A 24,994-nucleotide genomic window follows, 5' to 3' on the forward strand; every position below is an offset into this window, starting at 1 on the left:
ATCGAACACGAACTATTAAAACATATAATCATGGAAGATGTATTAAGAAAAATGGACTTGTCGTTTACAGGAACAGGTCAACACAAAATTATGCCGCAAGCTTTTCTGGAAAAGGAAGATGCCATATTGCTTGACGTCAGGTCAAAAGAGGAAGTTGAGGCTTTGTCGTTTAATTTTAGTTTATGGAAAATAAAGGTGGTTAACATTCCCATTAATGAACTCCCCGATCGTTTAAACGAATTGCCCAAAGACAAATTCATTGGTACTTTTTGTGCCTCGGCAACCAGATCGGCCTGGGCATACATCTATTTATTGTCAAAAGGATTTGAAAACACAAAATGGATCGATGCAGGAAATGAAGATTTTGCGGCCTTGATAAAACCGGGTTCGGTCTTCAAAAAAACAAAATAATGCGTTATGTGTTACTGAACTAGTATCAGCAAGTAGTCTGGAGTGCTTGATAAGAAATTTTCAATTTCAGGATTTTCGAAATCCTAAAAAAGTAAATTTACGCCCGTAAAGAACTATTTTTAGGACAAGCATACCGCAGAAGTTGAATTTTTCTTGCAAGCACTAATTAACTGAAAATTATGGGCAATACAAAAGAGCATCACCATCACCACCACGAGGTAAGCGGCAAAAATCTGGGTTGGTCTATTTTCCTGAATGTGGCCATCACGGTGGCCGAAGCCATTGGTGGCATAATATCGGGAAGTATGGCGCTGCTGAGCGATGCCACACACAATTTCAGCGATGTCATTTCACTCGTTGTGAGCTACATTGCCAATAAACTCACGAAAAGGAAGGCCACCGAAAACCAAACCTATGGCTTCAAACGCTCCGAAATAGTTGCCGCATTTATCAATTCGGGCACGCTAATGGTTCTGTCCATTTTTATTTTCTATGAAGGCATTCAACGCTTCTTCGACCCGGTAGAGATTGCGTCCAACTGGGTCATCTGGCTGGCCCTGGCTAGTATCGTGGTAAATGGTCTGAGCGTCTTATTTATACAACACGATGCCCGTAATAACATGAATATCAAGTCAGCTTACCTGCATCTGCTGACCGATATGATAACTTCGGTTGCCGTACTTATTGGTGGTGTGATTATGAAATACCTGCATTGGTATTGGATCGATGCCATTTTCTCAACTGCCATTGCCATTTATTTAATTTATACCAGTTGGCATATCTTTAAATCGGCGCTTGAAATTATCATGCAATTTACCCCTTCAAATATTGACGTTAAAGATATTGCCAAATCCATTGAGGCCATTGCTCAGGTGAAAAATATTCATCACGTTCATGTTTGGCAAATTAATGAACATGACATCATGTTTGAAGCCCATATTGATTTAATGAAAGACATCAAAATAACCGAATTTGAGCCCATTTTATTAACAATAAAAGAGATGCTGTCCCAGTTTGGTATAAATCATATAACCATTCAACCCGAATTTTCTGTCGACGACAAAAAGCAACTCATCTCTTAACAACAGGGCGCCTTACAAATGAAATACAGACTCGCATTTTTCCAGCGTCACAAGTCTTAAATTTAAACTTCCTAACTCAAACTCCTGACTTCCTGACTTTATGGACAGACACTAAATAGAGTTTGTCCATAAACTAAGTGTTTGAAATATAAAGTTCAAATTCAAGGCCTGTGAAGTCATAAAAATCAAGGAGTTTACTTTTCGTAAATGACTGTTTTTATGACAAGCATAACGCAGAAGTTGACTTTATAGACAAACACTAAATAGTTGGTTAGTCGGCCACAAAAACAAAGCTTATTTTTTTGTTTTGACAACACTATGTCGTATGTTTGCGTCATACAACACGCGAAACAAAAAAATGGATAAAAGAGAAATATTTGATGATGAGTTGCAGGAATTAGCTCAGTTTGCCAAGGCTATCTCACACCCTGCCCGACTGGCCATTCTGAAATACTTATCAGAGACAAAAGCTTGTATTTCAGGCGACATTTCAGGCTTCCTGCCCCTAAGCCGCACCACGGTCTCACAGCATTTAAAAGAACTAAAAAATATAGGATTAATCCATGGAGAAGTGGAAGGACTTAAAATAAATTATTGTTTATCCGGAGCCACCATTAAAAAATTTAAGACCCTTTTTAATGATTTTTTTCAGGACGAATCCTTTTGTTGCAATAATCAGTGTTAACGCCTAAAACAGAAAAATATGAAAATACTAATTCTATGCACCGGCAACAGCTGCCGCAGTCAAATGGCTCACGGCTTTTTACAGTCGTTCGATTCAAACATCACCGTTCGTTCAGCGGGAACAGAAGCCTCTGGTAAGTTGAACAGCAAAGCCGTGAAAGCCATGGCCGAAGCAGGTATCGACATCAGTCATCACACCTCCGATCCGGTAGAAAAATACCTGGGGCAGGAATGGGATTATGTGGTTACCGTTTGTGGTGGCGCAAACGAAGCCTGTCCGGCATTCACAGGCAAGGTAAAAACCAGGTTACATATTGGCTTCGATGACCCGTCGCATGCCACAGGAACCGAAGAGTTTATCTGGAGCGAATTTATTCGTGTTCGCGACGAAATAAAAACTGCTTTTTATAAACTATATACCGAACAAATAAAACCGCAATTATAGGTTATGGCAAAAAAAAACATCGGATTTTTTGAAAAATACCTGACACTTTGGGTCGCTCTTTGTATTGGAGCGGGTATTTTAATTGGCAATTTTGCCGGCGACAGTGTGCTCTTTTTGAGCAAAATGGAACTTTACAAAGTCAACATCCCGGTGGCAATTTTGGTTTGGTTAATGATTTATCCAATGATGCTGCAAATTGACTTTTCGAGCATTAAAAATGTTGGCAAACGCCCCAAAGGCCTGATTCTAACATTGGTGGTAAACTGGCTGATTAAACCTTTTACCATGGCCTTTTTTGCCTGGATATTCTTCACCAAAATATATGCTGCCTATATAACCCCCGAGTTAGCCGGAGAATACATCGCGGGTGCAATTCTTTTGGGAGCAGCCCCCTGTACCGCCATGGTTTTTGTGTGGAGCTATCTCACCGATGGCGATCCGAACTACACCCTGGTTCAGGTTTCGGTAAATGACCTGATTATTCTGGTCGCCTTTGTCCCCATCGTAGGCTTTCTGCTTGGCGTGACCAACGTTAAGGTTCCATACGATACGCTGGTTACCAGTGTTCTGATTTTTGTGGTCGTTCCCTTGTTGGCGGGTTATCTTACCAACAAAAGTTTAATTCGACAAAAAGGGGCTGACTGGTTTAAAAAAGTCTTTCTGCCAAAGTTCAAACCAGTTTCCATAATCGCCTTATTGCTTACGCTGATATTACTTTTTGCCTTTCAGGGAAACACCATCACAAATAATCCTCTCATCATTTTGCTGGTGGCCGTTCCACTGATCTTACAAACTTATTTCATTTTTTTCATCACATGGATAAGTGGAAAAAAGCTAAAACTACCACACCCCATCTGCGCCCCTTCGTCCATGATTGGGGCAAGCAACTTTTTTGAATTAGCCGTTGCGGTGGCAATCGCACTGTTTGGATTGCAATCACCAGCCGCTCTCGTCACCGTTGTGGGCGTATTGGTTGAAGTGCCGGTAATGCTCTCTTTGGTTGCTTTGGCCAATAGATGGAAGTATTAACATTTCTTATCAAACAGTTTATCATGGAAGCACAATTTCGTGCTTCCATGATAAATACAATCGCTTGAAAAAATTAACTTAGTGTGCACTTAATGTCTACTATGAAAGCAATAACCATCTTCGTTTTTATAACACTAATAATGAATCAGGCACTTGCTGCGCAGGATTTACAAGCGGTAGATGAAACCGTAAAATCATATTCGCATTCATTCAAAAAGCCGGAAAAACTGGCAGAACTAATAAACCGTGATTTCACAAAACCTGAAGAAAAAACGCGGGCTATTTATGCCTGGATTGCTCTGAATGTAGAATATGATGTTAAGGCTTTAAAAACAAGCACCAAAAGCATCAGCTATTCCTATAGCACACCGGAGGAAAAAGCAGAGATTGAGAAAAAAATAGAAAACGACTTAGCGGCAAAAACTTTAAGAACCAGAAAAGGCGTCTGCCAGGGTTATTCCACCTTATTTAAGGTATTGTGTGATTTATCCGATATAGAATGTAAAATCATTACAGGTACGGCCAAAATAATGCCTCAGGATATAGGGAAAAAAACAATGCAGACCAATCATGCCTGGAATGCGGTAAAAATTAATGAAACCTGGCATCTGGTGGATGTCACATGGGGAGCAGGTCATTTGGACACACAGGACGGCCGGTTTGCAAAGAACTACACCGATGTCTACTTTTTCATGAAACCTGAAAAATTCTTTCTAAAACACTATCCCGAAAATCCGGATTGGTTACTTATAAAAAAGACGGCTTCAGACTTTGCCAACTTACCCTTATACTATAGCTTAAATACAAATATTGAAATTGCAGAACCAAAAAACGGGGTTATTAAAATGCAAAAGAACAACACCGTTACCATCGCACTAAAAAACAGAAAAAACGAAAATATAACTTTCAGTTTTAACAATACGGTAAAAGCTAAAGAAATAGTACCGAACATCAAAAACGGTGTATGTTATTATAAGGTAAAAGCCAGTGCCGGTTTATTTTTAACCATCTATGTAAATGGCAGTGCTTTTGCAACATATAAACTTGACCGCCATTAACTGCATAGAGGCATTGCTCCAAACCACAGTCGTCTAAAATAACTAAGGACACTTTTCTTCTCCCCCCAAAAAACAAATCCGCCACACGTTTAAACAAACCGTTCCTTCCATCAGAAATCCAACGAAAAGAGCTTCAACACCGCTGTGTCATTGAACTATCACAATATTTATATTTTTTTATGACACACCCCCCTCCAAATTTTAATAATTTCGAACCTTCAAATTTCTATTTCAATTCTTTTATCATTGACTGCACAGGCATGAAATTCAACCATCTTGTATTAAAAATATTAATATTCACATTAGGTCTTTTCGTTATGGCTTTTGGGGTCGCATTATCGGTAAAAGCCAATTTGGGAGTATCCCCTATTTCTTGCATCCCATACGTATTCAGTTTAAAAATAGCCTATACACTGGGGCAACTAACCATCTTATTCAATATTCTGCTAATTCTGTTTCAGATTGCACTGTTACGAAAAAAGTATCGTTTAATACAATTGGTGCAGTTACCTGTTGTCTTCGTGTTTGGATTCTTTATCGATTTAACACTCCATATGGTTTCCGGCATAAATGCAACCAATTATATATGGCAAACATTTTGGTGTTTACTAAGTTGTGTTGTCATCGCTTTGGGTGTTTTTCTCGAAGTCAAAGCAAATGTCACCTATCTTCCCGGAGAAGGATTAGCTATGGCTATATCCCAAACCTTTAAAAAAGAATTCGGAAAAGCCAAGATAGGAGTCGATAGCGGCATGGTAATCGTTGGAATTATTAGTTCATTATTGTTTTCACATAAAGTAGAAGGCATTCGGGAGGGAACCATTGTTGCCGCCATTTTAGTCGGCTTCATTGCCAAATTTTTCAGTACCAGATTAAAAATCATTGACGTATGGCTGTCTCCTAATATGGCCAAAACTGCCAATTTAGAAACGGTTCCGAATAAGCCCATTAAAAATCTGGTCATTACCATTTCGCGGGAATACGGTAGTGGAGGGCACGAAATTGGTCAGTATGTGGCTAAAAAATTAGGCTTACCGTTTTATGACAAAAATATAATAACCCTAACTGCAAAACAAGGTGGATTTACCTCCGAATACATTCAACAAAATGAGCAAAAGTTAGCTCACGCTCTCTTATTTGAACTGTATGAACAAAACTATGCCTATGTGAACGAACAATGTCCGCCTCTCGACGCTCTATTTTTAGTTCAAAGTAAAATTATAAGAAATATTTGTGCGAAAGAATCGTGTGTTATTGTAGGGCGCTGCGCCAATTTCATACTAAAAGACAACCCCAATAGCTTCAATGTTTTTATTCATGCAAACAGCCAATATCGAAAAAAGAAAATTGCAGATGAATATGGCCTCAAAACGATAGTTACAGATAAAGATTTGGAAAAAACAGACCGCGAACGGGCCAACTATTGCCTCCATTTCACAGGTAAAAACTGGAACGATGCGTCCAATTACCATTTAACAATTGATAGTTCAACCTATAAATCGGAAGAAGTGGCCCAATTAATAATAAACGCGGTGAATAAAAGGGGAACATAATTGTTCATCCGAATCAATATTTAGAACATTCCGGACACAATGGCCGCAGCTATAAAAACAGGCGATGAAGTCAGGGAATTCAAGGCTTGCATAGAAGTTGAACGTTACAGACAGACCCTGTTTTGGGCTTACCCAAAAACTCTTTTGCAGATAAAAATCGAACCATGAAAAAGATGCCTCACAAAGAAAGATGATTATTTTGACGAGTTCCAGATAGCCACAGACAATCAATTATAACTATGTGATAGCTTCATTTTTTGCCCTTCGTAAATAACGTTTTCCTGCTAATACTATTTAATCCATAAAAAAAAATTCAGCTTCATTCAGTTCGACAATGATATACAACAAAATAAAAGGTCACCTTGCTATGACCGTAGCCAATATCTCGTGGGGATTGATGGCACCTCTGTCAAAAAGTGTGATGCTGTTTGGAACAGTCAGCTATTTGTCGCTGGTTGCATACCGCTTAGCAGGTGCAGCCATCGCATTCTGGGTGGCCTCGTTGTTCATAAAAAAAGAGAAAGTGCAACCACGCGACTTTCTGTTCATTTTTGCAGCCTCGTTGTTTGCCATAATATTTAACCAGGGTGTATTTATCATGGGCGTCTCCTACACCTCTCCCATCAATGCATCCATTATAACCACGCTGTTACCGATTATGGCTATGGCCATTTCGGCCGTATACCTAAAAGAACCCATAACCATAAAAAAATTAACAGGCGTAGTTATTGGAGGCGCCGGCGCAACAATTATCATCCTCAGCAGTTACGGAACATCGGCTGCCGGCGGCACAAAAAACAACCTATTTGGCATTGCTCTTTGCTTTATGGCACAATTCAGTTACGCCATTTATTTTGTGATATTCAAAAAATTTGTGGAAAAATATTCACCCATTACCCTTATGAAATGGATGTTTCTATTCGCTGTTTTATGTTACGCACCATTCTCCTTGCATGAAGTATGGACGGTTGATTATGCCGCCATTTCACTAACGACATACCGCGACATCGCATTTATTGTTTTCGGCAGCACTTTTTTGTCGTACCTCATGATTCCCATTGGGCAAAAGAATCTCCGTCCCACAGTTGCTACCATGTACAACAATGTACAACCCATAGTGGCTTCTATTGCTGCAGCTGCAATGGGTCTCGACACCTTTGGCCCGATTAAAGCGTCTGCCATAGGCCTGGTTATACTCGGTGTTTACATCGTAAATAAAAGTAAATCCCGCGAGCAACTGATAGAGACGGCCGACTTTAAACAATAAAAATTTATCCTTCGTCTAACGCTGGCACTTAACCCCACAAAACATCAGACAAATAAATAATTAATGCCTGTCCATAAAATCCGGATTTGAACTAAAAATTCAATTTAAGGACTTGCAAAACCCGATAAGTGAAAGATTACTGAAGTAAATAACCATCTTTTAAATACGTAAAACAAAAAAATGGCGCTTTCGTGATGACACAATTTAACGCTCAAAACTTATAGACGAACCCAATACAAGTATTATCCAAATGGTTTTGCACATATCCATTGTTTACCCCAACTTCGAAGGATGAATGATCGTCTCCACTCACAAATGATAACACAGAAGGTAACATCAGGTTAAATCCCCAGCTTTCACAGAAATCATATTTAATACCGGGCCGAATCAGCATTCCAATGGTGCTATAGCTGTCAATAGCATCGCCACTATAAAAACTGATTGGCAGCTCGCCTTGTCCAAAAAACGTAAAATTTCCTGCGTTAAAGATTGAATAGCGAGCAAAAGGAACAAGATAAGTACCCTTGGATTTATTGTCAGAATTATCTTTCGTTGATGAAATTCCTAACCGGCCACCTAACGCCCAATTACCCGCAATATTATAGCCAAATTCAGGCAACAAAGTGATCCCTGAATTTTTAACGCCATACAATTCCTGTTGCCAAACAGAAACAGTACCCCCTATCCACATTTTAGCATTTTCCTGTGCAGTCATGATTCCGGCAAAAAACAAAATCATACCAGTGAAAACAGATATCTTTTTCATGTGTTAATTATTTAATTTTTAAGGTCACATGGAACTCCCATGAAAATAATCATCCCCCTGTGTGAAAAATCCTTTATCATGGTCGTTTCATAAAATTTAAATTAGAATACAATCCCCCCAAAAAATGATCACGCTCTCAGGATAAAGAACAAACTCTTACAAATTCATAAATTAAACTCTGCCAAAAAATTTGCCAAATCATCATATTACATCCTAATAAGATCTTTCATACACCATATCACCTTCACAATCTGAAACATACAGATTTTTATATCTCAAACAATAATCAGAATAATGCAACGTTTTATTCGGACAAAATCCCCTGATTGGAGAAAACATCCACAATAACATCAGGCAAGAGTAAGTAGCATCCATAAAGCCGATGTACAAATCCACCTATTAAACAATTCGGACCTCGTATTCCGGGCAAAATATGAATACATCATCTGTATTTGCTTCAATTGAAAAAAAAGAAATCTCAAATATCCCTACAAATGTCTACGACAATTATGCTTACGATTTGACGTAAAAAGTTCAAATTCCTTATTAAAAGTTAACTCTATTCGAGCATTAGAGCCTCCGAACTAAACAGACAATCATTTACCAACCAAACTATTAACAACCACAACAAAACCGCCATTAACGATCATATACAACCTTTCATTTTTAATTTATCTGCTAGAATCGGCTTTTTCACACTATCTGGAATCATTCTAAAATACTAACTTATAGGGATTGTAAAACCACATCCCCCGAGATACTTTTGACATAATTTTAAGCTATCAAAACAAGGGGAATTAAAAATGAGGCATTTTTTTAAACCGATTATTATAATCTGTATTTCATGGAATAATATTTCAGCACTTGTTGGCCAGACTAAGGAGAATACGATCCATGGCCAGGTGTTTGACGACAAAGGACAACCGGTCGCTTACGCTACCGTTGCCGTACAAAACTCGGCGATAGGTGCCGTGACGAATGACAAAGGATATTTCTCTCTTATTACTTTCGGTAATAAAGAGATACACCTGATAACAAGGAGCATCGGTTATAAAGAGTCACAACAAACGGTGAATTTTAATACCGCAAATACTCAACATGTCAATATCTATCTGGAAGCCAGTGCGACGTCTCTCAATGAAGTGGTCATATCGCACAAAAGCAAAACGACCATAAAAAAAGAATTACCCTACGCCATTACAGCCATCGATGCAACGCCGTTACAGGTAAGAAACCTAGACATCAACCAGGTTTTGAATACCTCAGCCGGAATTCGCATACGCGAGGAGGGCGGACTGGGTTCAAATTTTAATTTTTCGTTAAACGGTTTTACAGGAAACCAGGTAAAATTCTTTCTGGACGGGGTACCAATGGACAATTTTGGAAGCTCGCTTACTTTAAATAATATCCCCATCAACCTCATTTCAGGTATTGAAGTATACAAAGGCGTAGTGCCGATACATTTAGGCTCTGATGCATTGGGAGGTGCGGTAAATGTGATAACAAACAACAAAATTAAGGACTTTATTGATGCCTCGTATTCTTACGGATCCTTCAATACACATAGAGCGGCGATTGTTAGCCGACACACAAATTCAAAATCCGGAATAACCTTCAATGTCAATGCCTTTTATAATTATTCGGACAATAATTATGATATGACATTAAGTGTTGCATCCATCGAAAATGGAGGTAAATATGGAGCACCTGAAAAGATAAAGCGTTTTCATGACGCCTACAAATCTCAAACGGCGCAAATTGAAGTAGGTGTTATGGATAAAAAATATGCTGACAAACTATTGTTGGGCCTGATAGTGTCGGGAAATTATAAAGAGCTGCAAACAGGTCACAATATGAACATCGTAATTGGCGAAGCCTTTGTTGAAGACGATGTATTGATACCGACTTTAAAATATCAAAAAAATAATCTTTTGGTGAATGGCCTTTCGGTAAACGTATTTGCAAACTATAATATACGGCAAGCACTCAATGCAGATACCAGTAGCTATACATACGACTGGTATCAAAATAAGAAACCCAAAGGGCTTACTTCTACCAGCGGTGAGATTTCCTGGAACAAAACACTTTTTCGTTACGATGACAATTCAGCTCTGGTCACTGCAAATATCAGTTATGAAATCAACCCCATGCACGTCATATCAATAAATAACACCTATAGTAATTTCACCAGAGTTGGAGAAGATCCCATAAGCCTGACAGCAGTCCCCTTCAGTAAACCAAATACGTTAAGAAAAAACATCTCCGGTTTAGCCTACAACATTAACCTGTTGAACAATCGCTTCAAAACAATTGCTTTTGTGAAACAATATTTAATGCAATCAACCAGCTTTGAGGGAGACCGATACAACAAGGAAGATACCACTTTAACAAAGATATCGACATCGTATAACAAACAAGCATACGGACTGGCCTCTACATTTTTCATCACAAAAACCACTCAACTTAAAGTGAGTTATGAAAAAACCTTTCGTTTACCAGAAGCCAAAGAGATGTTTGGTGATGGTTTATCTCTGTTAAGCAGTTTAAATATAAAACCGGAAGATAGTCAAAATTTCAACATTGGCTTATTGAGCAATAATACGATCAATAGACATCAATTTGTTGCCGAACTTGAATATCTATACAGACTGCCTAAAAACATGATAAAATACAAAGCAGATGGAAATGATGGATATTACGAAAATCAAGTCGCAGTTAAGGGATACAGCATTGAAGGCGGGTTAAAATACAATTTCAAAAATAAGATACATATTGAAATTAACGGCACCTATCAAAAAATGGTTCATGACAATAAAAAGACACCCGAAGGTGGAACAAATTACCTGTATAAACAGCAATTAGCTAACATCCCGTACCTCTTTGGAAATCTAATGTTAGGTTATCAAATTGGAGACTTCTTAAAACCAAAAAATGACCTATCGATAAATTGGACCACTATTTTTGTTGAGGCTTTCTATTTGAAATCGCCGGCCAATGGAAGTCCGGCAGGAAAAAACGATATCCCCAGACAAATCTCCAACTCATTGAGTCTTTCATACAGCATCAATAACGGACAATACAATGTATCAGCAGTCTGCACAAATTTAACAGACAACGAACTTTACGACAATTGGAAATTACCCAAACCGGGACGAGCCTTTAACTTAAAACTCAGATATTACTTTTCTAAACATAATAACTAAAAAACAATTCAATGAAAGCAAATTATACAAAACTCAAATTGTGTCTGCTTGGCACATCAATGCTATTATTCATCGGTTGTGAAAAAGAAGATTCTTCAACCACCCATAAAATAGCGAACTATATCATGTCTTTAAGGACGGTAGGTGCAAATGACGAAAGCTCTGACTACCTATTGACTGTAGAAAATATAATGTCAGGCGAAATATCGGCTCAAGGAGTCGGAGTTGAATTAGTAGGCTGGAATTATACAGGCAAATTCGGGGATACATTTTTCTCATTCGGTTATGACCTAAACGAATGTATCGGTTACAAGATTGAAAATAACGAACTTATAGAAAAAGGAAAATTTGTATTTGAACGATTTGACGTGATAAATCCATTGGATAACAACACTTTTATGGCAATAGGAGCACCTTGGGGCGGAGGTTCTTTCGATTGTCAATTACAAATTGTGGATATTGATGACATCTCTATTTCGAGAACAGTACTACACCCGATCTATATTTCGTACGACCCTCAAAATGCAGAAATTCAATTAAACGCATGGCCCACAACATCTTTTATTGATGGCGATAAACTTTATGTTTCCTTTTATACACTGAATGGCGAATCATGGCAAACCCCTAATACAGATACGGCATACGTTAGTATTTATTCATATCCTGAGTTAGAATTTATTAAAACCATTAAAGACGACAGAACCGGACCTATTGGGTACTATGGCGATCAACCTTGTATAATAACTGATGAGTCAGGTGACCATTACACCTTATCATCAGGTGCTTACTCGGCTGGATTTACGCAAGTGACAAAAAAATCTGCCATTTTAAAAATAGCTTCAGGAACAGACAGCTTTGATTCCGACTATTTCTTTGATGTTGAAAAAACGGGTTACAAAGTTACTTCTGCCATATACGTAAAAAATGGATTGGCAGTCGCAAACGTAATTTCAACAACAACTGATGAAGCTGCCGGACAGGTAAGTCAATGGGGGTTATTCTCGGAATCGACACCACTACTAAACACAGCAATCATTGACTTATATAACAAAACCATAACGATTGTTGATGATGTACCCTTACACGGCGGACAATATCAAACGCCATTTCTTTTAGAAAATGGCAAAGTATACTGTTCTGTTAACAATGGTATCGACACCTATGTATATCAAATCGACCCGGAAAATGCCATCGCGACTAAAGGGGCTAAACTCATAGGAAATCAGTTTCAAGGACTATACACAATCAACTAATTATTGTCGGTGCATAAAGAGAGTCCACAAAACAAACTCTTACCACAGAAACTAACATAAACGGTAACGATGCTTCAATATTAACAATTTTGAAACATCGTTACACATTAAATTAATTTATGAACCAAACTTGATTGCTAAGACCAATAGCTGACAGAACAAAGGCAAACAGAATGCGTGCAAAAAAACATTATGCCCTTAACATATTAAAATTGCACCGTTGTTAATTAGTGCTTACCCAAAAGTCCAACTTCTGCGTTATGCATATCCTCGAAATAGTCACCGACACCAGTAAACGCACATTTTTGTGACCTCGCAAGCCTTGAACTGGAACATTTCTTATCAAGGACCTGAATTTTCTTGTTGATATTAATTGGATGATAAGAAAAATAAATATGAAACGAGCCATGAGAATTGATTCACACACAGAAGTATGATTATCCTGGCGAGTTCCATATGGCAACTGAAAAACAAAATATAATCATATGAAACATTTTTTTGTAAAGTTGCATCTGATACTGGGATTGCTATCCGGTATAATTGTGTTTATTATGACCATTACAGGTGCCTTATACACCTTTAAAACTGAAATAGAATCAATAACGCAAGCTTACAAAAAAGTATCGGTAGAGAACCGGTCGTTTATACCACCGTCACAGGCTTTAGAAATCGGGGAAAAGGCAAACCCCGGCGTGGCTATTCATGGTGTTATTTACCGAGATTCAATTGATGCGCTCGAAGTTGTGTACTATCAAGCAAACCCCTTGTATTATGGGGCATCCTATTTAAATCCATACAGTGGCGAGGTCATTAAAACAGTTAATTTTATCAACACCTTTTTTGGCTTTGTCTTACGAGGACATACTTCCTTGTGGCTACCATCAAAAATAGGAAAGCCAATAGTTGCTATAGCCTCAATTATATTTCTGCTGATGATAATAACAGGCCTCTTTTTGTGGTGGCCCCGAAAAACAAGTACGGGAAATTTTACATTCACCAAAGGAGCTTCTTCGTCATTAAAAAAGATGGAAATGCATAAAATAGTTGGCTTTTATGCCGGTTGGATTGGACTAATACTCGTATTGACCGGAATGACATGGTTGTTTGATGGCTTTGATAAAATAACTTATAAGGCAATGGGCGGGAAAAAAGAGGTATCGTACTCAGTTCCAAAATCAGATCTCTCAACGAGAAAAGATAAAATGCTACATCAGGCGTCCATTGATATCCTTTATAATAGAATAAAGACATTGAATCCGGCGCTTCATTTCATAGAAATTCATGCCGTTAAAGACTCATCATCATCTGTTTTAGTTGAATTGAATAGGGATCCAACGACACATTGGAAAATGGACTACCTGTTTTTTGACCAATACACGCTGGCCCCGATTAAGCCAAAACATATATACGGTAGTTTTGAAGATGCACAAATTCCCGATAAAATTAAACGCATGTATTATGATATACATACAGGAAGTATCGGGGGTATATTCGGAAAAATAATTGTTTTTCTGGGAAGTCTGTTTTGCGCAAGCTTGCCTGTTACAGGCTTCTTAATGTGGTGGAAAAGAAAAAAGGAAAAGAGAACTTTTGTAAAAGAATTAAACCTGTAAAATCAATGGAAATATTTAAACGACTCAAAACAAAAAAGAAAAAGGAGAAGCCGCTCCTCATTTTATATGGTACAAAATCTGGTAACGCTAAATTAATAGCACAACAAACACAAAAATATTACCAAAAAACAGGTATCGAATCTCTTTGTAAAAATATGGCCCGATATCAGCCGAGCAAACTAAAGGAAGTAAATTACTTATTAATAATTATAAGCACACATGGCGATGGCGCACCACCGCCATCAACAAAAACGTTCTTTAATGAATGCATGAGCAATGCAATGCCAGGCCTTTGCCATCTTAACTATTCAATTTGTGCATTAGGTGACTCTGCGTATGAAAAATTTTGCCGGGCTGGGAAAATCCTAGATAAACGTCTTTCGAATTTGGGGGCCACGCCCTTTTACCCACGAAAAGATTGCGATACGGAATTCTCAAGGGATGCCATTCAATGGATAAAACAAACGGCTTTATATTTTAAAAATGAAAACTTCGAAATAAATAAGAAAGAAATCAACCTACCCGCAATTGCTACTAACAACCAATATTATGCAACAATAAAAACTCGCGAAATAATTACAAAAGGCAAAAATGTGACACCTGTTTGTCATTTAGTTCTGGACATCTCAAAATCGAATTTAAAATATTCTGTTGGAGACTCAATAGGCATTAAACCAAGAAACCCGTTATGGTTAGTCGAACAAATAATAAACGAATTTAACTACACCTCATTAAAGACAAATAATATTGATCTTATTAAAAATAAGCTGCTCAACGATTATGAAATAACCCAAATCTCAAAAAAAACGTTGCAAAACATTTATGCAACAACAAAATCGAAATCTTTAAAATCACTATTGGAATCAAAAGACCAACTAGAAATCTTTGTTTCACAAGCCAATTTATATGATCTGGTAAAAGACTTTAATTTAGGCTTGAACATTGATGAACTAATGGTGCTGTTACCAAAATTAAAAAGAAGACTATACACAATCGCATCCAGTCAGGAGCTACATCCCAATGAATTACACCTTACAATTAAAACAATCCGTAATAATTTTCAAAACAGGAAACATGAGGGAGCTGCATCTGTGTATACCAATGAACGACTAAACATCAAATCTCCCGTCAGCTTTATATTGTATAAAAATGCACAATTCGCTTTACCGACCAATCCAAATCAGCCTATAATAATGATTGGTGTCAGCACGGGAATTGCCTCTTTCAGAGCAATATTACAAAAACGGCAAGCCCATAGAATAAAAGGTAACACCTGGCTGATATGGGGTAATAAAAAAAGCAACAACGATTTTTTGTATGAAAATGAGTTAACACAATTTCGTAAAACGGGGATTCTCGAAAAATTAAATCTGGCCTTTTCTCGTGATGCCATCAATAAACATTACGTTCAGGACGAGATAAAAATAAATTCAACAAATATAATTCAATGGATTAACAATGGCGCGCATATATTCATAAGCGGCTCAATAACCATGGGTAAATCAGTCAAACAAAATCTTGATGAAATTTTAATTTCACACAATAATTCAACCAATAGCCTTATTAGGGAAGGGAGATATCACGAGGATATATATTAAAACCAAGTGCTCAATAATCTTTAATAAGATCATCAAATTAATTAATTCTTAAAACCGTTGAAACTTCGGGCCTAAGACATCAACAGACCATTCTGCATTTTCGACAAAAAAGCAGCATTCGTTATAATCCGAAACTGAGACCTTCAAAAAAATAATTCACATCCGCTCAAAACTGTCAAAGACGTCTGTTACAACTGCCATATTCAGAAGCAAAGTATTGTCGTACAGCAATAAGCGACATCCCTTTATAGCGAACAAAACCGCTCTCGAAATGGCAGCGTCTGAAAATTAGGTAGATGTTTTACGCTCAAACAAGCATCTGATCCAAAACACACCGTGATTATTATGATTACCTGATAGATAGCCAGAATTTTACCTAAACCAAAAACTGTGGTATGACACTAATACATCCTCAAAACCAGAAATTTAAACTACAAAGTCTAAATTTAAGGTTTGCGAAGCTCTCAAATTTTGAATTGACTGGTGTATATCACCTTTGTGAGTGCAGAGTAGCGCAGAAGTTGGACTTTTCCTGCAAGCACTAAATAGTGTTTGTCTATAAAGTCAACTACTTCGTTATGCTTGTCATAAAAACAGTCATCTACGAAAAGTAAACTCCTTGATTTTTATGACTTCACAAGCCTTGTATTAGAACTTTATATTTCAAACACTTAGTTTATGGACAGGCTCTAAATAGTCAAAATGGCAATCCATCACCTACAAATTTAAAATCCTACCAAAATCTATTAATCGTAAATGTCCACTACTACATCAACCATAATTTAAAACGATTCTTAAAAACAACAAAAAAACATTCTGGCTACTATACACAGGGTAAATTAACCACCAAACATCCATCGAAAAAAATCATGATCATACGGCTCAAACATCTTCTAACAAAATAATTATTAGTTACGTATAGATTTAAAAATTAGAACTATTACTTTTGTAAAAATGACAAATTGCTTTCATTCAACAATATTTTATCAACATAAATCAGGAAAATAGCCCCAACAAGAAAACTCAAGCCCTTGATAAGAAAAATCAAAATTTACCGCTTGCGAAGTCCAAAAAAATGTAAGTTTTCTATGGAGAATGCCCCTTTTGAAAACAAGCAAAACGCAGATGCTGGATTTTTCTTGCAAGCACTAACATAGCTCTTCTATAATGGGCGCATTGTTTCTGCTCAATAAGTTCCGTCTCAACGCTCTATAAATTTAGAAAAATGCACAAATTTATATACATTCTATTTTCCTGTTTTTTTATCGTTTCGTTACAAGCACAAAAATTCGAACAAAAATTTACCAGAATATCCACAAAAGACGGACTGTCACAAAACCACGTTAAAGCCATTTATCAGGATAGGGACGGCTACATGTGGTTTGGGACAGAAGATGGTTTAAATCGTTTCGACGGAAAAAATTTTAAAACATTCAATATTGACGATAACAAAAGCAAAGGACTGGTTCACTCAACGGTAAATCATATCGCTTATAAAAACGACAATGAACTATGGATATGTACTGAGTTAGGCGTATCTATTTATTATATTAGCACACAAACCTTCTCGACATTCAAATTTCTCACCGACATAAATGTTAAAACCTGTCTGCCCGACACCCAAGGAAACACATGGTTTGGCACAAATCAGGGTCTTTATGTGTACATGAACGATACAGACCGGTTAATTGGCTATAAAAATACTAAAAAGCAAGGCAGCATCAGCAACGATCAAATTTACTCCCTCTGCCTTGATTCTGAAGAAAACCTATGGATCGGAACCGACAATGGTCTTTGCCTATACCAACCCTCTACCAATTCGTTTAAAAACTATCTTACCACTGAAAACAGCCTTCCAGGTCAGAAAACACGCGTTCATTCCATTTCCGAAGATGCCGACGGGCGCCTGTGGCTTGGATTATTACAAAAAGGTCTTTATCTATTCGAAAACAGCAAAGACCGACCCGACAATGGACATTTCAAACTGATAGAGCCAGGGAGCGTCAACATACTACTCGCCGACAGCCAAAATAAGTTATGGGTTGGCAAAAGCGGTCCGGAAGGTATCGCCATTATCGACCTCTCATCTGTGAACAACAGAACCGATTTAAAAATAAAACACTTCAAACACTCTCCATACAACGAAAAAAGCATCAGTGACAACAGCATTTCGACTCTGTTTGAGGATAAAAATGGAGACATCTGGATTGGAACTTATGCCGGCGGGGTTGATTATCACAGTCGCAAAATAAAACAATTTAACAACTTCAAATCCGTTGCCGGCGAGCAAAACTCAATTAGTTCAGACTTTGTTAACTGTTTCTTTGATGACGGCGAATTCCTGTGGATTGGGACCAGCGAAGGTCTTAACAGAATGCATAAAGCAACCGGCACAATAAAACGTTACAAGCACCATCCTGATCAGCCCTACTCAATTGGGAAAGGAGCTGTTTATTCAATTTACAAAGACAAGTTTGGATACCTATGGGCCGGAACATGGAGCGGCGGTCTTAATAAATTAGACACACAAACCAATCGTTTCACAACCTATTTGCCATCTCTTCAACCGGGAAGTATTAGTAGTCCCAACATTTATGCCATCACTTCCGACTCAAAGGGCAATTTATGGATAGGCACCATTGAGGGTGGCCTGAACCGATACGACTACGACACTGACACTTTCATAACCTATAAAAACGATCCCCACAACGCCGAAAGCTTATATAACAATTCTATTAATAACATTTACCCCACTGCCGATGGTGATATATTGATGACCTGTTACAGCTCGTTGGAAATTTTCAATCCGGAAACCGGAACTTTCAAACATTTTGTTCACGACCCCCAAAATCCACAAAGCATAGGAAGAGGACAAACACAGCTCATATTTAAAGATAGCAATAACCATTACTGGATTGGAAACAATCTGGGCTTAAACCTTTTCAACAAACACGACGGAACCTTCATTCGATATACCACTGACGACGGTTTACCAAACAACACAATTTTAGGTATTCTGGAAGATGATAATGCCAACTTATGGATAAGCACCAACAAAGGGTTGGTTAAATTCATCAAAGGTGCCTCAACACCTTTGCAACCACAATTTAAAATTTACACCAGAGACGACGGATTGCCATCCAACGATTTCACCATTAGAGCAGCCTGCCGTGGTACCGACGGCTATCTGAATTTTGGCTCATCGAGTGGTTTCACCCGCTTTCATCCCAGTCTGATTTTTGAAAATAATGTTCCGCCCAATGTTGTCATTTCTGAAATCAAAATCACTAACGCGCCAAAGCAAGAAGGGCTATTGCCCTGGCAATCAAAAAACATAAACGACCTAAGTCAAATAAAACTAACTTACCAACAAAATGATATAACAATACAATATGCAGCATTAAGCTATCTGGAGGCCGAAAAGAACCAATACCGCTTTATTTTAGAAGGATATGACACTGAATGGCACGACGCTGGCAGCTCACAGTTGGCAACATACACAAACCTCAATCCAGGCAACTACAGTTTTAAAGTATACGGGTGTAATAACGACGGCATATGGAGCAAAAAACCGAAAATTCTGCACATAAAAATAACCCCGCCATGGTGGGAAACAAACTGGTTCATTAGTTTATCCGTTTTTCTGGTGGCCTTAGGTATTTATCTGTTCATCAATCACCAAATAAACCGTGTAGAACGGCGTAATCGAGAACTGGAAGAAAAAATAGCCCAACGTACACGTCAATTATCTGAAACCAACACAATACTTGAGGAAAGCAAAGAAGAAATTTACTATCAGAATCTGGAATTGGAACAACACCGCGAACGACTGGAGGAGCTGGTTCGACAACGTACAATGGAATTGGAAAAAGCAAAAGTCAGAGCTGAAACCTCCGATCGGCTGAAAACTGCCTTTTTAGCCAATATGAGTCATGAAATAAGAACCCCGATGAATGCCATCGTAGGTTTTTCTAATCTTCTTGAGCAAACTGATTTAACCGAAGACGAACGCAAACGTTACATTCAAATTATCAATGAAAACTCAGATGCCCTTCTGATTTTAATAAACGACATCCTGGACATCTCCAAAATTGAAGCCAATCAAATTACATTTACGCCACAACCTTTTAATATCAACGAAATATTAATTGATATTGAAGCGTACTATAAACTTAACAATAGCCGAAATATCGAAATCAAATTCATGAATAAAAATGACAAAAATGAATCAATAACGTGCGACCCTTTTCGTTTTCGTCAAATTTTCTCGAATCTGATTTCAAATGCAATCAAATACACTGAAAAAGGATATGTTCGTTTTGGTTATAAAACGGGATCTGAAGAAACCGTCTTTTTTGTGAAAGATAGCGGCATTGGCATCGAAGAAGAACACCTTGACAAAATATTTAATCACTTCTATAAAGTTGAACACATCAATACAAAATTATTTCGAGGCACAGGTATTGGTCTGGCCATTAGTAAAAAGCTAACAGAACTTATGGGAGGGCGAATTTGGGTTCAATCGATCCCTCAGCAAGGATCTGTTTTTTTCTTCACGATACCAAAAAAAGAGGCCGCCACAAATAACTAATTGCAACAGGCCTCTTTCTTCCTAAACCTAATTAACCTAACCTAAACCTATGAAAAAACTTTCGTTCTTTCTCATACAAATATATGACCATAAATGAGCTCGCGCCATATTTTTTAGTTATAAAAGGTTAAAAGCTGTAAAAACCAGACAAATCAATGACTGAAGCGTAGATTATTAGACTTCAACCGTCGGGGGGTTAAAAATTATATGAAAAAGAAATACTTAAACCTTCCTTTGCCTGAACTTTACTCGATTCACTCTCATAATATCTCAGATTACTTACAATCCGCGTACTGAGAAACACATTAATCTTCATATCCAGAATGAGATTCCACTCAGCCTGAACCTTCTCATCTTTTTCGAAATAATCGTAAAAAATATTCATGGCAGAAGTCATCTTCATATCTTTGTTCATCTTCCATGTAAAGTTATTCTGCAAAGAACCCCCAGTTAAAAACTGAGATTTTTTATCAGCATCTATGCTATATCTGGTCTGATCAATTAATGTCGTGTCAGACACAACCGTGAGCCTCGACGTTACCGGAGACAGCAACAACGTGAAATTTTTGGTTTTGTAATCCATACCAGCAGCTATAGAAAAATAGCCGGGCGACATAAATGCGGAAATAGGCGTTTCTTTATCTACATCCGAACTGGCATAACCTCTAAAAAACTGACTTTTAAAGCTAAACAATAAACTATAAAACCATTTTTTACTGGCATTTAAACCGTATTTACTGGTTAAATCGATTAAATCATCATTAATTCGCGAATCAATATCCTCGCTCGAAAGAACTCCAATTTTATGAATAATACTATTTTCCCATTCAACTTTATCTTGCTTATAAACTGCATTCAAACGCAAATCACTTAACAAGGCAATAGAGCTTTGCCCCCCCTTGACCCAATTTTCGAGGTAGCTTTGAGAAAACTGAACATTCTCAGAACCACTAATGGTCCACTTACGTTGATAACCTGAAACTTTTTCCAGCGGATGTTTAGCTTTAATATCCCCGCCTCGTCGCATCACTACCTCCAGACCACGCCGCTGAGCGCCCGGATTAATACGTTCACCAAAATAAATACTCTTGGGTGGATCAGGGACTTCATCCCATCGAAAATTAACCAACCCCGGATTTTCATTGACAATTTTCCGAATTAACTCATTTCGGTTATACATTTCAGCGAAAACGCTCTGAAGCGTATCCCCCCCTCCCGGATGCTGAACAAAATTCTGATAAGCAGCCATGGGCATTTCCGCCTCATGTGTAAGCGCTTTGGTTAAGTCAGGGACTTCTGGCGCACGATAAATTACCGATAAGGTGTGCCACCAGTAGGTAGAGCCACGAATATCCTGATAATAAAAATGATATGGATTAAAAGCTTCTGATCTCAAGCCTGTCCGAACAAAGCCTCTTTCAATGGCTTGTTGTAACCTAAAAGACTCGGAATACCGGTAAAAGAAACCTCGCGATAAAAAGCCATTGAGCCCCCTGAACCGATCGTCAAAAGAGACTGTTTCATTTAAATATTGCTGATATTCAGCTTCAGTCATCCATTCACTTAACCAATGATAGGGTAACACATAAGGCTTAAAATAGCGCTGAATCTGCGTCACATTTTGCTGTGCGCTAGCCAATGATGCGCTGAATAAAAACATAAAAAAGAGCCAGAGCCAACCTGAGATCAACTTCATTTAACAAATATTAATTCGAATAGTTAGACAAAATTGGATAATCAATTAAGGCAACAATAGTACCCTCAAAACAAAGAAATGTTTCATAAAGGGCTTTAAAATTAACAAAAAGCAGCAAATACTTTGCCACCCTAATTTTGACACATTTTTTTCTTATAAAGAATCAGCAAAAAAACGTCTGTTTTTTTCGTTACGATTGCTTTCAAAATGATCAATTACAACAGTAAACTCACCTTTTTCGAGCTTCACAAGCCTTGAATTTAAACATTTCTTATAACCACCTGAATTTTCTTGCTGACTCTATATATCTATAAATTAACGTATGAAGAAGTCTTAACAATAAGGAGATTTCCATATCTGAAAATTTTTATATTGCTTTGCAAAACTCATCGTGTCAAAGCCCATTCAAAAAATCATTCTAACAAAGTATCCTAAATGAAAGATTTAACCACCGGTGGCGAAGCAAAACTTATTTTCAGATTTGCAATACCCATGGTTATTGGCAATTTGTTTCAACAAATGTACAATATCGTGGATACCGTTATTGTTGGTAAATTTTTAGGTACTGAGGCCCTGGCTGCGGTTGGAGCTTCATTTCCCATCTTTTACACACTCATTGCTTTCGTTATTGGTATAGGTAGTGGCGCAACCATAATTGTCAGCCAGTATTTTGGTGCGCGCAATTACGAACAAGTACAAAAAGCCATTTCAACAATTTTTCTCTTTATGCTGGGAGCCGCTATCATACTTTCCATAATTGGGATAAGTTTCAGCGACCGCATATTTCATCTGATTGGTGTTGGAGATGACGTCATGCCTTTTGCCACCAGCTATTTCAACATTTACATGATTGGCATGATCGGGTTTTTCGGGTTTAACGGCACATCTTCAATCCTTCGGGGGCTGGGAGACAGCAAAACGCCCATGGTTTTAATGGCGCTATCCACATTTTTAAATATTGGTTTGGACCTTCTCTTTATTCTGGTCTTTGACTGTGGCATAGCCGGCGCGGCCTGGGCGACGGTTATAGCTCAGGGAGCTGCTTTTATTGGAGCTATATTTTATCTCAACCAAAAAGATCATATTATCCGTTTCCGACTAAAAGAGTGGCACTTTGACCGATTGCTCTTTTATCAAAGTTTACGAATTGGTCTGCCAACCGGATTTCAACAAACATTTGTGGCATTGGGAATGATGACCCTCATCCGTATCATCAATAACTTTGACACCACCACACTTGCGGCATACACCGCTGCCAGCCGTATTGATGCACTGGCTTCAATGCCTGCCATGACGCTCTCATCGGCACTATCATCATTCGTAGGTCAAAATCTGGGCGCCGGTCGCAGCGACAGAATAAAAAAAGGGGTGTGGGCAACCTTGAAGATGGCATGGACAATTAGTCTTATCGTTCTCATCATCGTGCTGATATGGGGGCAGGAACTTATGCAGTTATTTAACAACGACGTTGAAGTTATTGAGATAGGCAAAGAATACCTACTGATTGTCAGCTCATTTTACATCGTATTTTCGTCGATGTTTGTAATTCATGGCACCCTCAGGGGCGCCGGCGATACCCTTGTTCCCATGTTCATAACTCTGGTGTCGCTATGGCTCATCAGAATTCCATTTGCCTGGTTGTTTTCGCAGCGGTTTGGTCAGGAAGGTATCTGGTGGAGTATCCCTTCAGGGTGGTTGGTCGGTTTAATAGCGTCATGGTTCTACTACAAAGCCGGCTACTGGAAACACAAAAGTGTTGTGAAGCGAAAGATAGATACAGACGATCATCCATTTAGTCAGAATATTTCAGAATCCTGACGGCATCCCTAAAATCTTTTATACTGCTAATGGGCGAAAAACCATCGGGAAAAAGTAACTGATGACTCTTAACCTGACTTCCCCCCACTAAAAATGGTGTTGAAGGAAACTGTAGACGGTAGTCAGCCATCTGCTTCTCCAATAAATCGGGGGAATACTGGCTGGAAAAAACAGTCATAAAAACATCGGCCTGCTTAACATTGTTAAGAATACGCAAATCGTCCGGTTTTACTGATGGCCCCAGATAAATGACTTCAAAATTTTCTTTACGTGCCATGTAATTGTAAAAAATCAATTCTATTTCATCCGTCTCGTGCTCAGGTAAAAACATAATGATCCGGGGGCCTGTGCCGGTTAAGCCACGCGCCTCATTGTCAATAGCCACAACTAACTTGCGCCTAATAAGATTCAACACAAATTGTTTCTGTGCCGAAATGACGGTTCCTGTTTGCCACAAACAAGTAACGCGATCGATAAAAGGCAATAACAAGTTTTCGAAGGTAGACTCGAAGCCCTCTTTCATGATGCCGGCCGATATGGTATTGAGAATTTTGACTTCTTCAAGTTCTAACATTCCGGCCATCAGATTCTCCAACTGAACATTTTCACTCTTCGACTCCATCGTTACATCAAAAACACGCCGCTTAATCTCATCCTCATCCATCGCCGCAATTTGCGATATTTTCAAACCGTTATGATTAAGTATTGAGATGTTAAGTAAACGACGCAAATCACACTCCGAATAATACCTTATATTGGTATTGGTACGTTTGGGCTCAATCAATTTATAGCGCTTCTCCCAAATACGTATAGTGTGTGCCTTAATCCCGGAAATATTCTCTAAATCTTTAATGGAGTACTTTCCCATGTTAAAATCTGTGAATCAATTAATGACCGTTAAAACGAACAAAATGAGATATTGTTCAA

17 protein-coding genes are annotated in these 24,994 nt (G+C 38.1%); 14 read left to right on the plus strand and 3 right to left on the minus strand.

Features of this window, described 5'->3' with window-relative positions; translation table 11 throughout:
* Nucleotides 1–30: 30 nt before the first annotated feature.
* From ACT3CD_RS10865 to ACT3CD_RS10900, 8 genes are all read left to right on the plus strand, one after another.
* On the plus strand, nt 31–411 hold the full coding sequence (locus tag ACT3CD_RS10865; RefSeq protein WP_444645639.1) for a rhodanese-like domain-containing protein: 381 nt from the start codon (nt 31–33) through the stop codon (nt 409–411).
* A gap of 179 nt (nt 412–590) precedes the next feature.
* Entirely contained in the window at nt 591–1,493 is a 903-nt protein-coding gene (locus ACT3CD_RS10870) for a cation diffusion facilitator family transporter (RefSeq protein ID WP_444645641.1), read from the plus strand.
* A gap of 358 nt (nt 1,494–1,851) precedes the next feature.
* Nucleotides 1,852–2,178 (plus strand): ArsR/SmtB family transcription factor, encoded by a 327-nt coding sequence (locus ACT3CD_RS10875; RefSeq protein ID WP_444645643.1) that lies wholly within the window; start codon nt 1,852–1,854, stop codon nt 2,176–2,178.
* 18 nt (nt 2,179–2,196) lie between these two features.
* Nucleotides 2,197–2,622 (plus strand): arsenate reductase ArsC, encoded by a 426-nt coding sequence (locus ACT3CD_RS10880; RefSeq protein ID WP_444645645.1) that lies wholly within the window; start codon nt 2,197–2,199, stop codon nt 2,620–2,622.
* 3 nt (nt 2,623–2,625) lie between these two features.
* Nucleotides 2,626–3,651: an ACR3 family arsenite efflux transporter gene (gene arsB / locus ACT3CD_RS10885; protein ID WP_444645647.1), complete on the plus strand. Its 1,026-nt coding sequence runs from the start codon at nt 2,626–2,628 to the stop codon at nt 3,649–3,651.
* Between the two features lie 101 nt (nt 3,652–3,752).
* Nucleotides 3,753–4,709: a transglutaminase domain-containing protein gene (locus ACT3CD_RS10890; protein WP_444645649.1), complete on the plus strand. Its 957-nt coding sequence runs from the start codon at nt 3,753–3,755 to the stop codon at nt 4,707–4,709.
* A 260-nt stretch (nt 4,710–4,969) separates the two neighbouring features.
* A complete protein-coding gene (locus tag ACT3CD_RS10895; protein WP_444645651.1) occupies nt 4,970–6,262 on the plus strand; it encodes a DUF6198 family protein in 1,293 nt (430 codons plus the stop codon).
* Nucleotides 6,263–6,596: 334 nt separating this feature from the next.
* Nucleotides 6,597–7,529, plus strand: coding sequence for a DMT family transporter (locus ACT3CD_RS10900; protein WP_444645653.1), 933 nt, complete (start codon nt 6,597–6,599; stop codon nt 7,527–7,529).
* A 211-nt stretch (nt 7,530–7,740) separates the two neighbouring features.
* Here the strand turns inward: ACT3CD_RS10900 and ACT3CD_RS10905 are convergent, their stop codons facing one another.
* Nucleotides 7,741–8,295 carry a hypothetical protein gene (locus ACT3CD_RS10905; protein WP_444645655.1) on the minus strand — a complete coding sequence of 185 codons (555 nt, stop codon included), beginning with the start codon at nt 8,293–8,295 and terminating at the stop codon, nt 7,741–7,743.
* An 803-nt stretch (nt 8,296–9,098) separates the two neighbouring features.
* Here ACT3CD_RS10905 and ACT3CD_RS10910 point away from each other — a divergent pair.
* The 5 genes from ACT3CD_RS10910 (at nt 9,099) to ACT3CD_RS10930 (ending at nt 20,553) form a co-directional block, all read left to right on the plus strand.
* Entirely contained in the window at nt 9,099–11,498 is a 2,400-nt protein-coding gene (locus tag ACT3CD_RS10910; protein ID WP_444645656.1) for a TonB-dependent receptor, read from the plus strand.
* An 11-nt stretch (nt 11,499–11,509) separates the two neighbouring features.
* Nucleotides 11,510–12,751, plus strand: coding sequence for a DUF4374 domain-containing protein (locus tag ACT3CD_RS10915; RefSeq protein ID WP_444645657.1), 1,242 nt, complete (start codon nt 11,510–11,512; stop codon nt 12,749–12,751).
* Nucleotides 12,752–13,236: 485 nt separating this feature from the next.
* Nucleotides 13,237–14,364 (plus strand): PepSY-associated TM helix domain-containing protein, encoded by a 1,128-nt coding sequence (locus ACT3CD_RS10920; RefSeq protein ID WP_444645658.1) that lies wholly within the window; start codon nt 13,237–13,239, stop codon nt 14,362–14,364.
* A 5-nt stretch (nt 14,365–14,369) separates the two neighbouring features.
* Nucleotides 14,370–15,962, plus strand: coding sequence for a flavodoxin domain-containing protein (locus ACT3CD_RS10925; protein ID WP_444645659.1), 1,593 nt, complete (start codon nt 14,370–14,372; stop codon nt 15,960–15,962).
* Nucleotides 15,963–17,187: 1,225 nt separating this feature from the next.
* Nucleotides 17,188–20,553 (plus strand): two-component regulator propeller domain-containing protein, encoded by a 3,366-nt coding sequence (locus ACT3CD_RS10930; RefSeq protein ID WP_444645660.1) that lies wholly within the window; start codon nt 17,188–17,190, stop codon nt 20,551–20,553.
* A 196-nt stretch (nt 20,554–20,749) separates the two neighbouring features.
* Here ACT3CD_RS10930 and ACT3CD_RS10935 read toward each other — a convergent pair whose 3' ends face one another.
* Nucleotides 20,750–22,249, minus strand: coding sequence for a DUF3078 domain-containing protein (locus ACT3CD_RS10935; protein ID WP_444645661.1), 1,500 nt, complete (start codon nt 22,247–22,249; stop codon nt 20,750–20,752).
* A gap of 435 nt (nt 22,250–22,684) precedes the next feature.
* On the opposite strand from ACT3CD_RS10935, the gene ACT3CD_RS10940 reads away from it, so the two are divergent.
* A complete protein-coding gene (locus tag ACT3CD_RS10940) occupies nt 22,685–24,067 on the plus strand; it encodes an MATE family efflux transporter (RefSeq protein WP_444645662.1) in 1,383 nt (460 codons plus the stop codon).
* Here the strand turns inward: ACT3CD_RS10940 and ACT3CD_RS10945 are convergent.
* On the minus strand, nt 24,042–24,935 hold the full coding sequence (locus ACT3CD_RS10945; RefSeq protein ID WP_444645663.1) for a MerR family transcriptional regulator: 894 nt from the start codon (nt 24,933–24,935) through the stop codon (nt 24,042–24,044). The two genes, ACT3CD_RS10940 and ACT3CD_RS10945, sit on opposite strands and share 26 nt — an antisense overlap.
* Between the last annotated feature and the right edge of the window lie 59 nt (nt 24,936–24,994).

This window comes from Geofilum sp. OHC36d9 (genome assembly GCF_052400685.1).
Taxonomy (GTDB): Bacteria; Bacteroidota; Bacteroidia; order Bacteroidales; family Marinilabiliaceae; genus CAZHHH01.

What these genes read in the sequence shown, in the direction of transcription:
- ACT3CD_RS10910 (WP_444645656.1), top strand. Translation starts at nt 9,099, where the DNA reads ATGAGGCATTTTTTTAAACCGATTATTATAATCTGTATTTCATGGAAT.
- ACT3CD_RS10905 (WP_444645655.1), bottom strand. Translation starts at nt 8,295, where the DNA reads ATGAAAAAGATATCTGTTTTCACTGGTATGATTTTGTTTTTTGCCGGA.
- ACT3CD_RS10915 (WP_444645657.1), top strand. Translation starts at nt 11,510, where the DNA reads ATGAAAGCAAATTATACAAAACTCAAATTGTGTCTGCTTGGCACATCA.
- arsB (WP_444645647.1), top strand. Translation starts at nt 2,626, where the DNA reads ATGGCAAAAAAAAACATCGGATTTTTTGAAAAATACCTGACACTTTGG.
- ACT3CD_RS10930 (WP_444645660.1), top strand. Translation starts at nt 17,188, where the DNA reads ATGCACAAATTTATATACATTCTATTTTCCTGTTTTTTTATCGTTTCG.
- ACT3CD_RS10890 (WP_444645649.1), top strand. Translation starts at nt 3,753, where the DNA reads ATGAAAGCAATAACCATCTTCGTTTTTATAACACTAATAATGAATCAG.
- ACT3CD_RS10945 (WP_444645663.1), bottom strand. Translation starts at nt 24,935, where the DNA reads ATGGGAAAGTACTCCATTAAAGATTTAGAGAATATTTCCGGGATTAAG.
- ACT3CD_RS10870 (WP_444645641.1), top strand. Translation starts at nt 591, where the DNA reads ATGGGCAATACAAAAGAGCATCACCATCACCACCACGAGGTAAGCGGC.
- ACT3CD_RS10875 (WP_444645643.1), top strand. Translation starts at nt 1,852, where the DNA reads ATGGATAAAAGAGAAATATTTGATGATGAGTTGCAGGAATTAGCTCAG.
- ACT3CD_RS10900 (WP_444645653.1), top strand. Translation starts at nt 6,597, where the DNA reads ATGATATACAACAAAATAAAAGGTCACCTTGCTATGACCGTAGCCAAT.
- ACT3CD_RS10880 (WP_444645645.1), top strand. Translation starts at nt 2,197, where the DNA reads ATGAAAATACTAATTCTATGCACCGGCAACAGCTGCCGCAGTCAAATG.
- ACT3CD_RS10865 (WP_444645639.1), top strand. Translation starts at nt 31, where the DNA reads ATGGAAGATGTATTAAGAAAAATGGACTTGTCGTTTACAGGAACAGGT.
- ACT3CD_RS10935 (WP_444645661.1), bottom strand. Translation starts at nt 22,249, where the DNA reads ATGAAGTTGATCTCAGGTTGGCTCTGGCTCTTTTTTATGTTTTTATTC.
- ACT3CD_RS10920 (WP_444645658.1), top strand. Translation starts at nt 13,237, where the DNA reads ATGAAACATTTTTTTGTAAAGTTGCATCTGATACTGGGATTGCTATCC.
- ACT3CD_RS10895 (WP_444645651.1), top strand. Translation starts at nt 4,970, where the DNA reads ATGAAATTCAACCATCTTGTATTAAAAATATTAATATTCACATTAGGT.
- ACT3CD_RS10925 (WP_444645659.1), top strand. Translation starts at nt 14,370, where the DNA reads ATGGAAATATTTAAACGACTCAAAACAAAAAAGAAAAAGGAGAAGCCG.
- ACT3CD_RS10940 (WP_444645662.1), top strand. Translation starts at nt 22,685, where the DNA reads ATGAAAGATTTAACCACCGGTGGCGAAGCAAAACTTATTTTCAGATTT.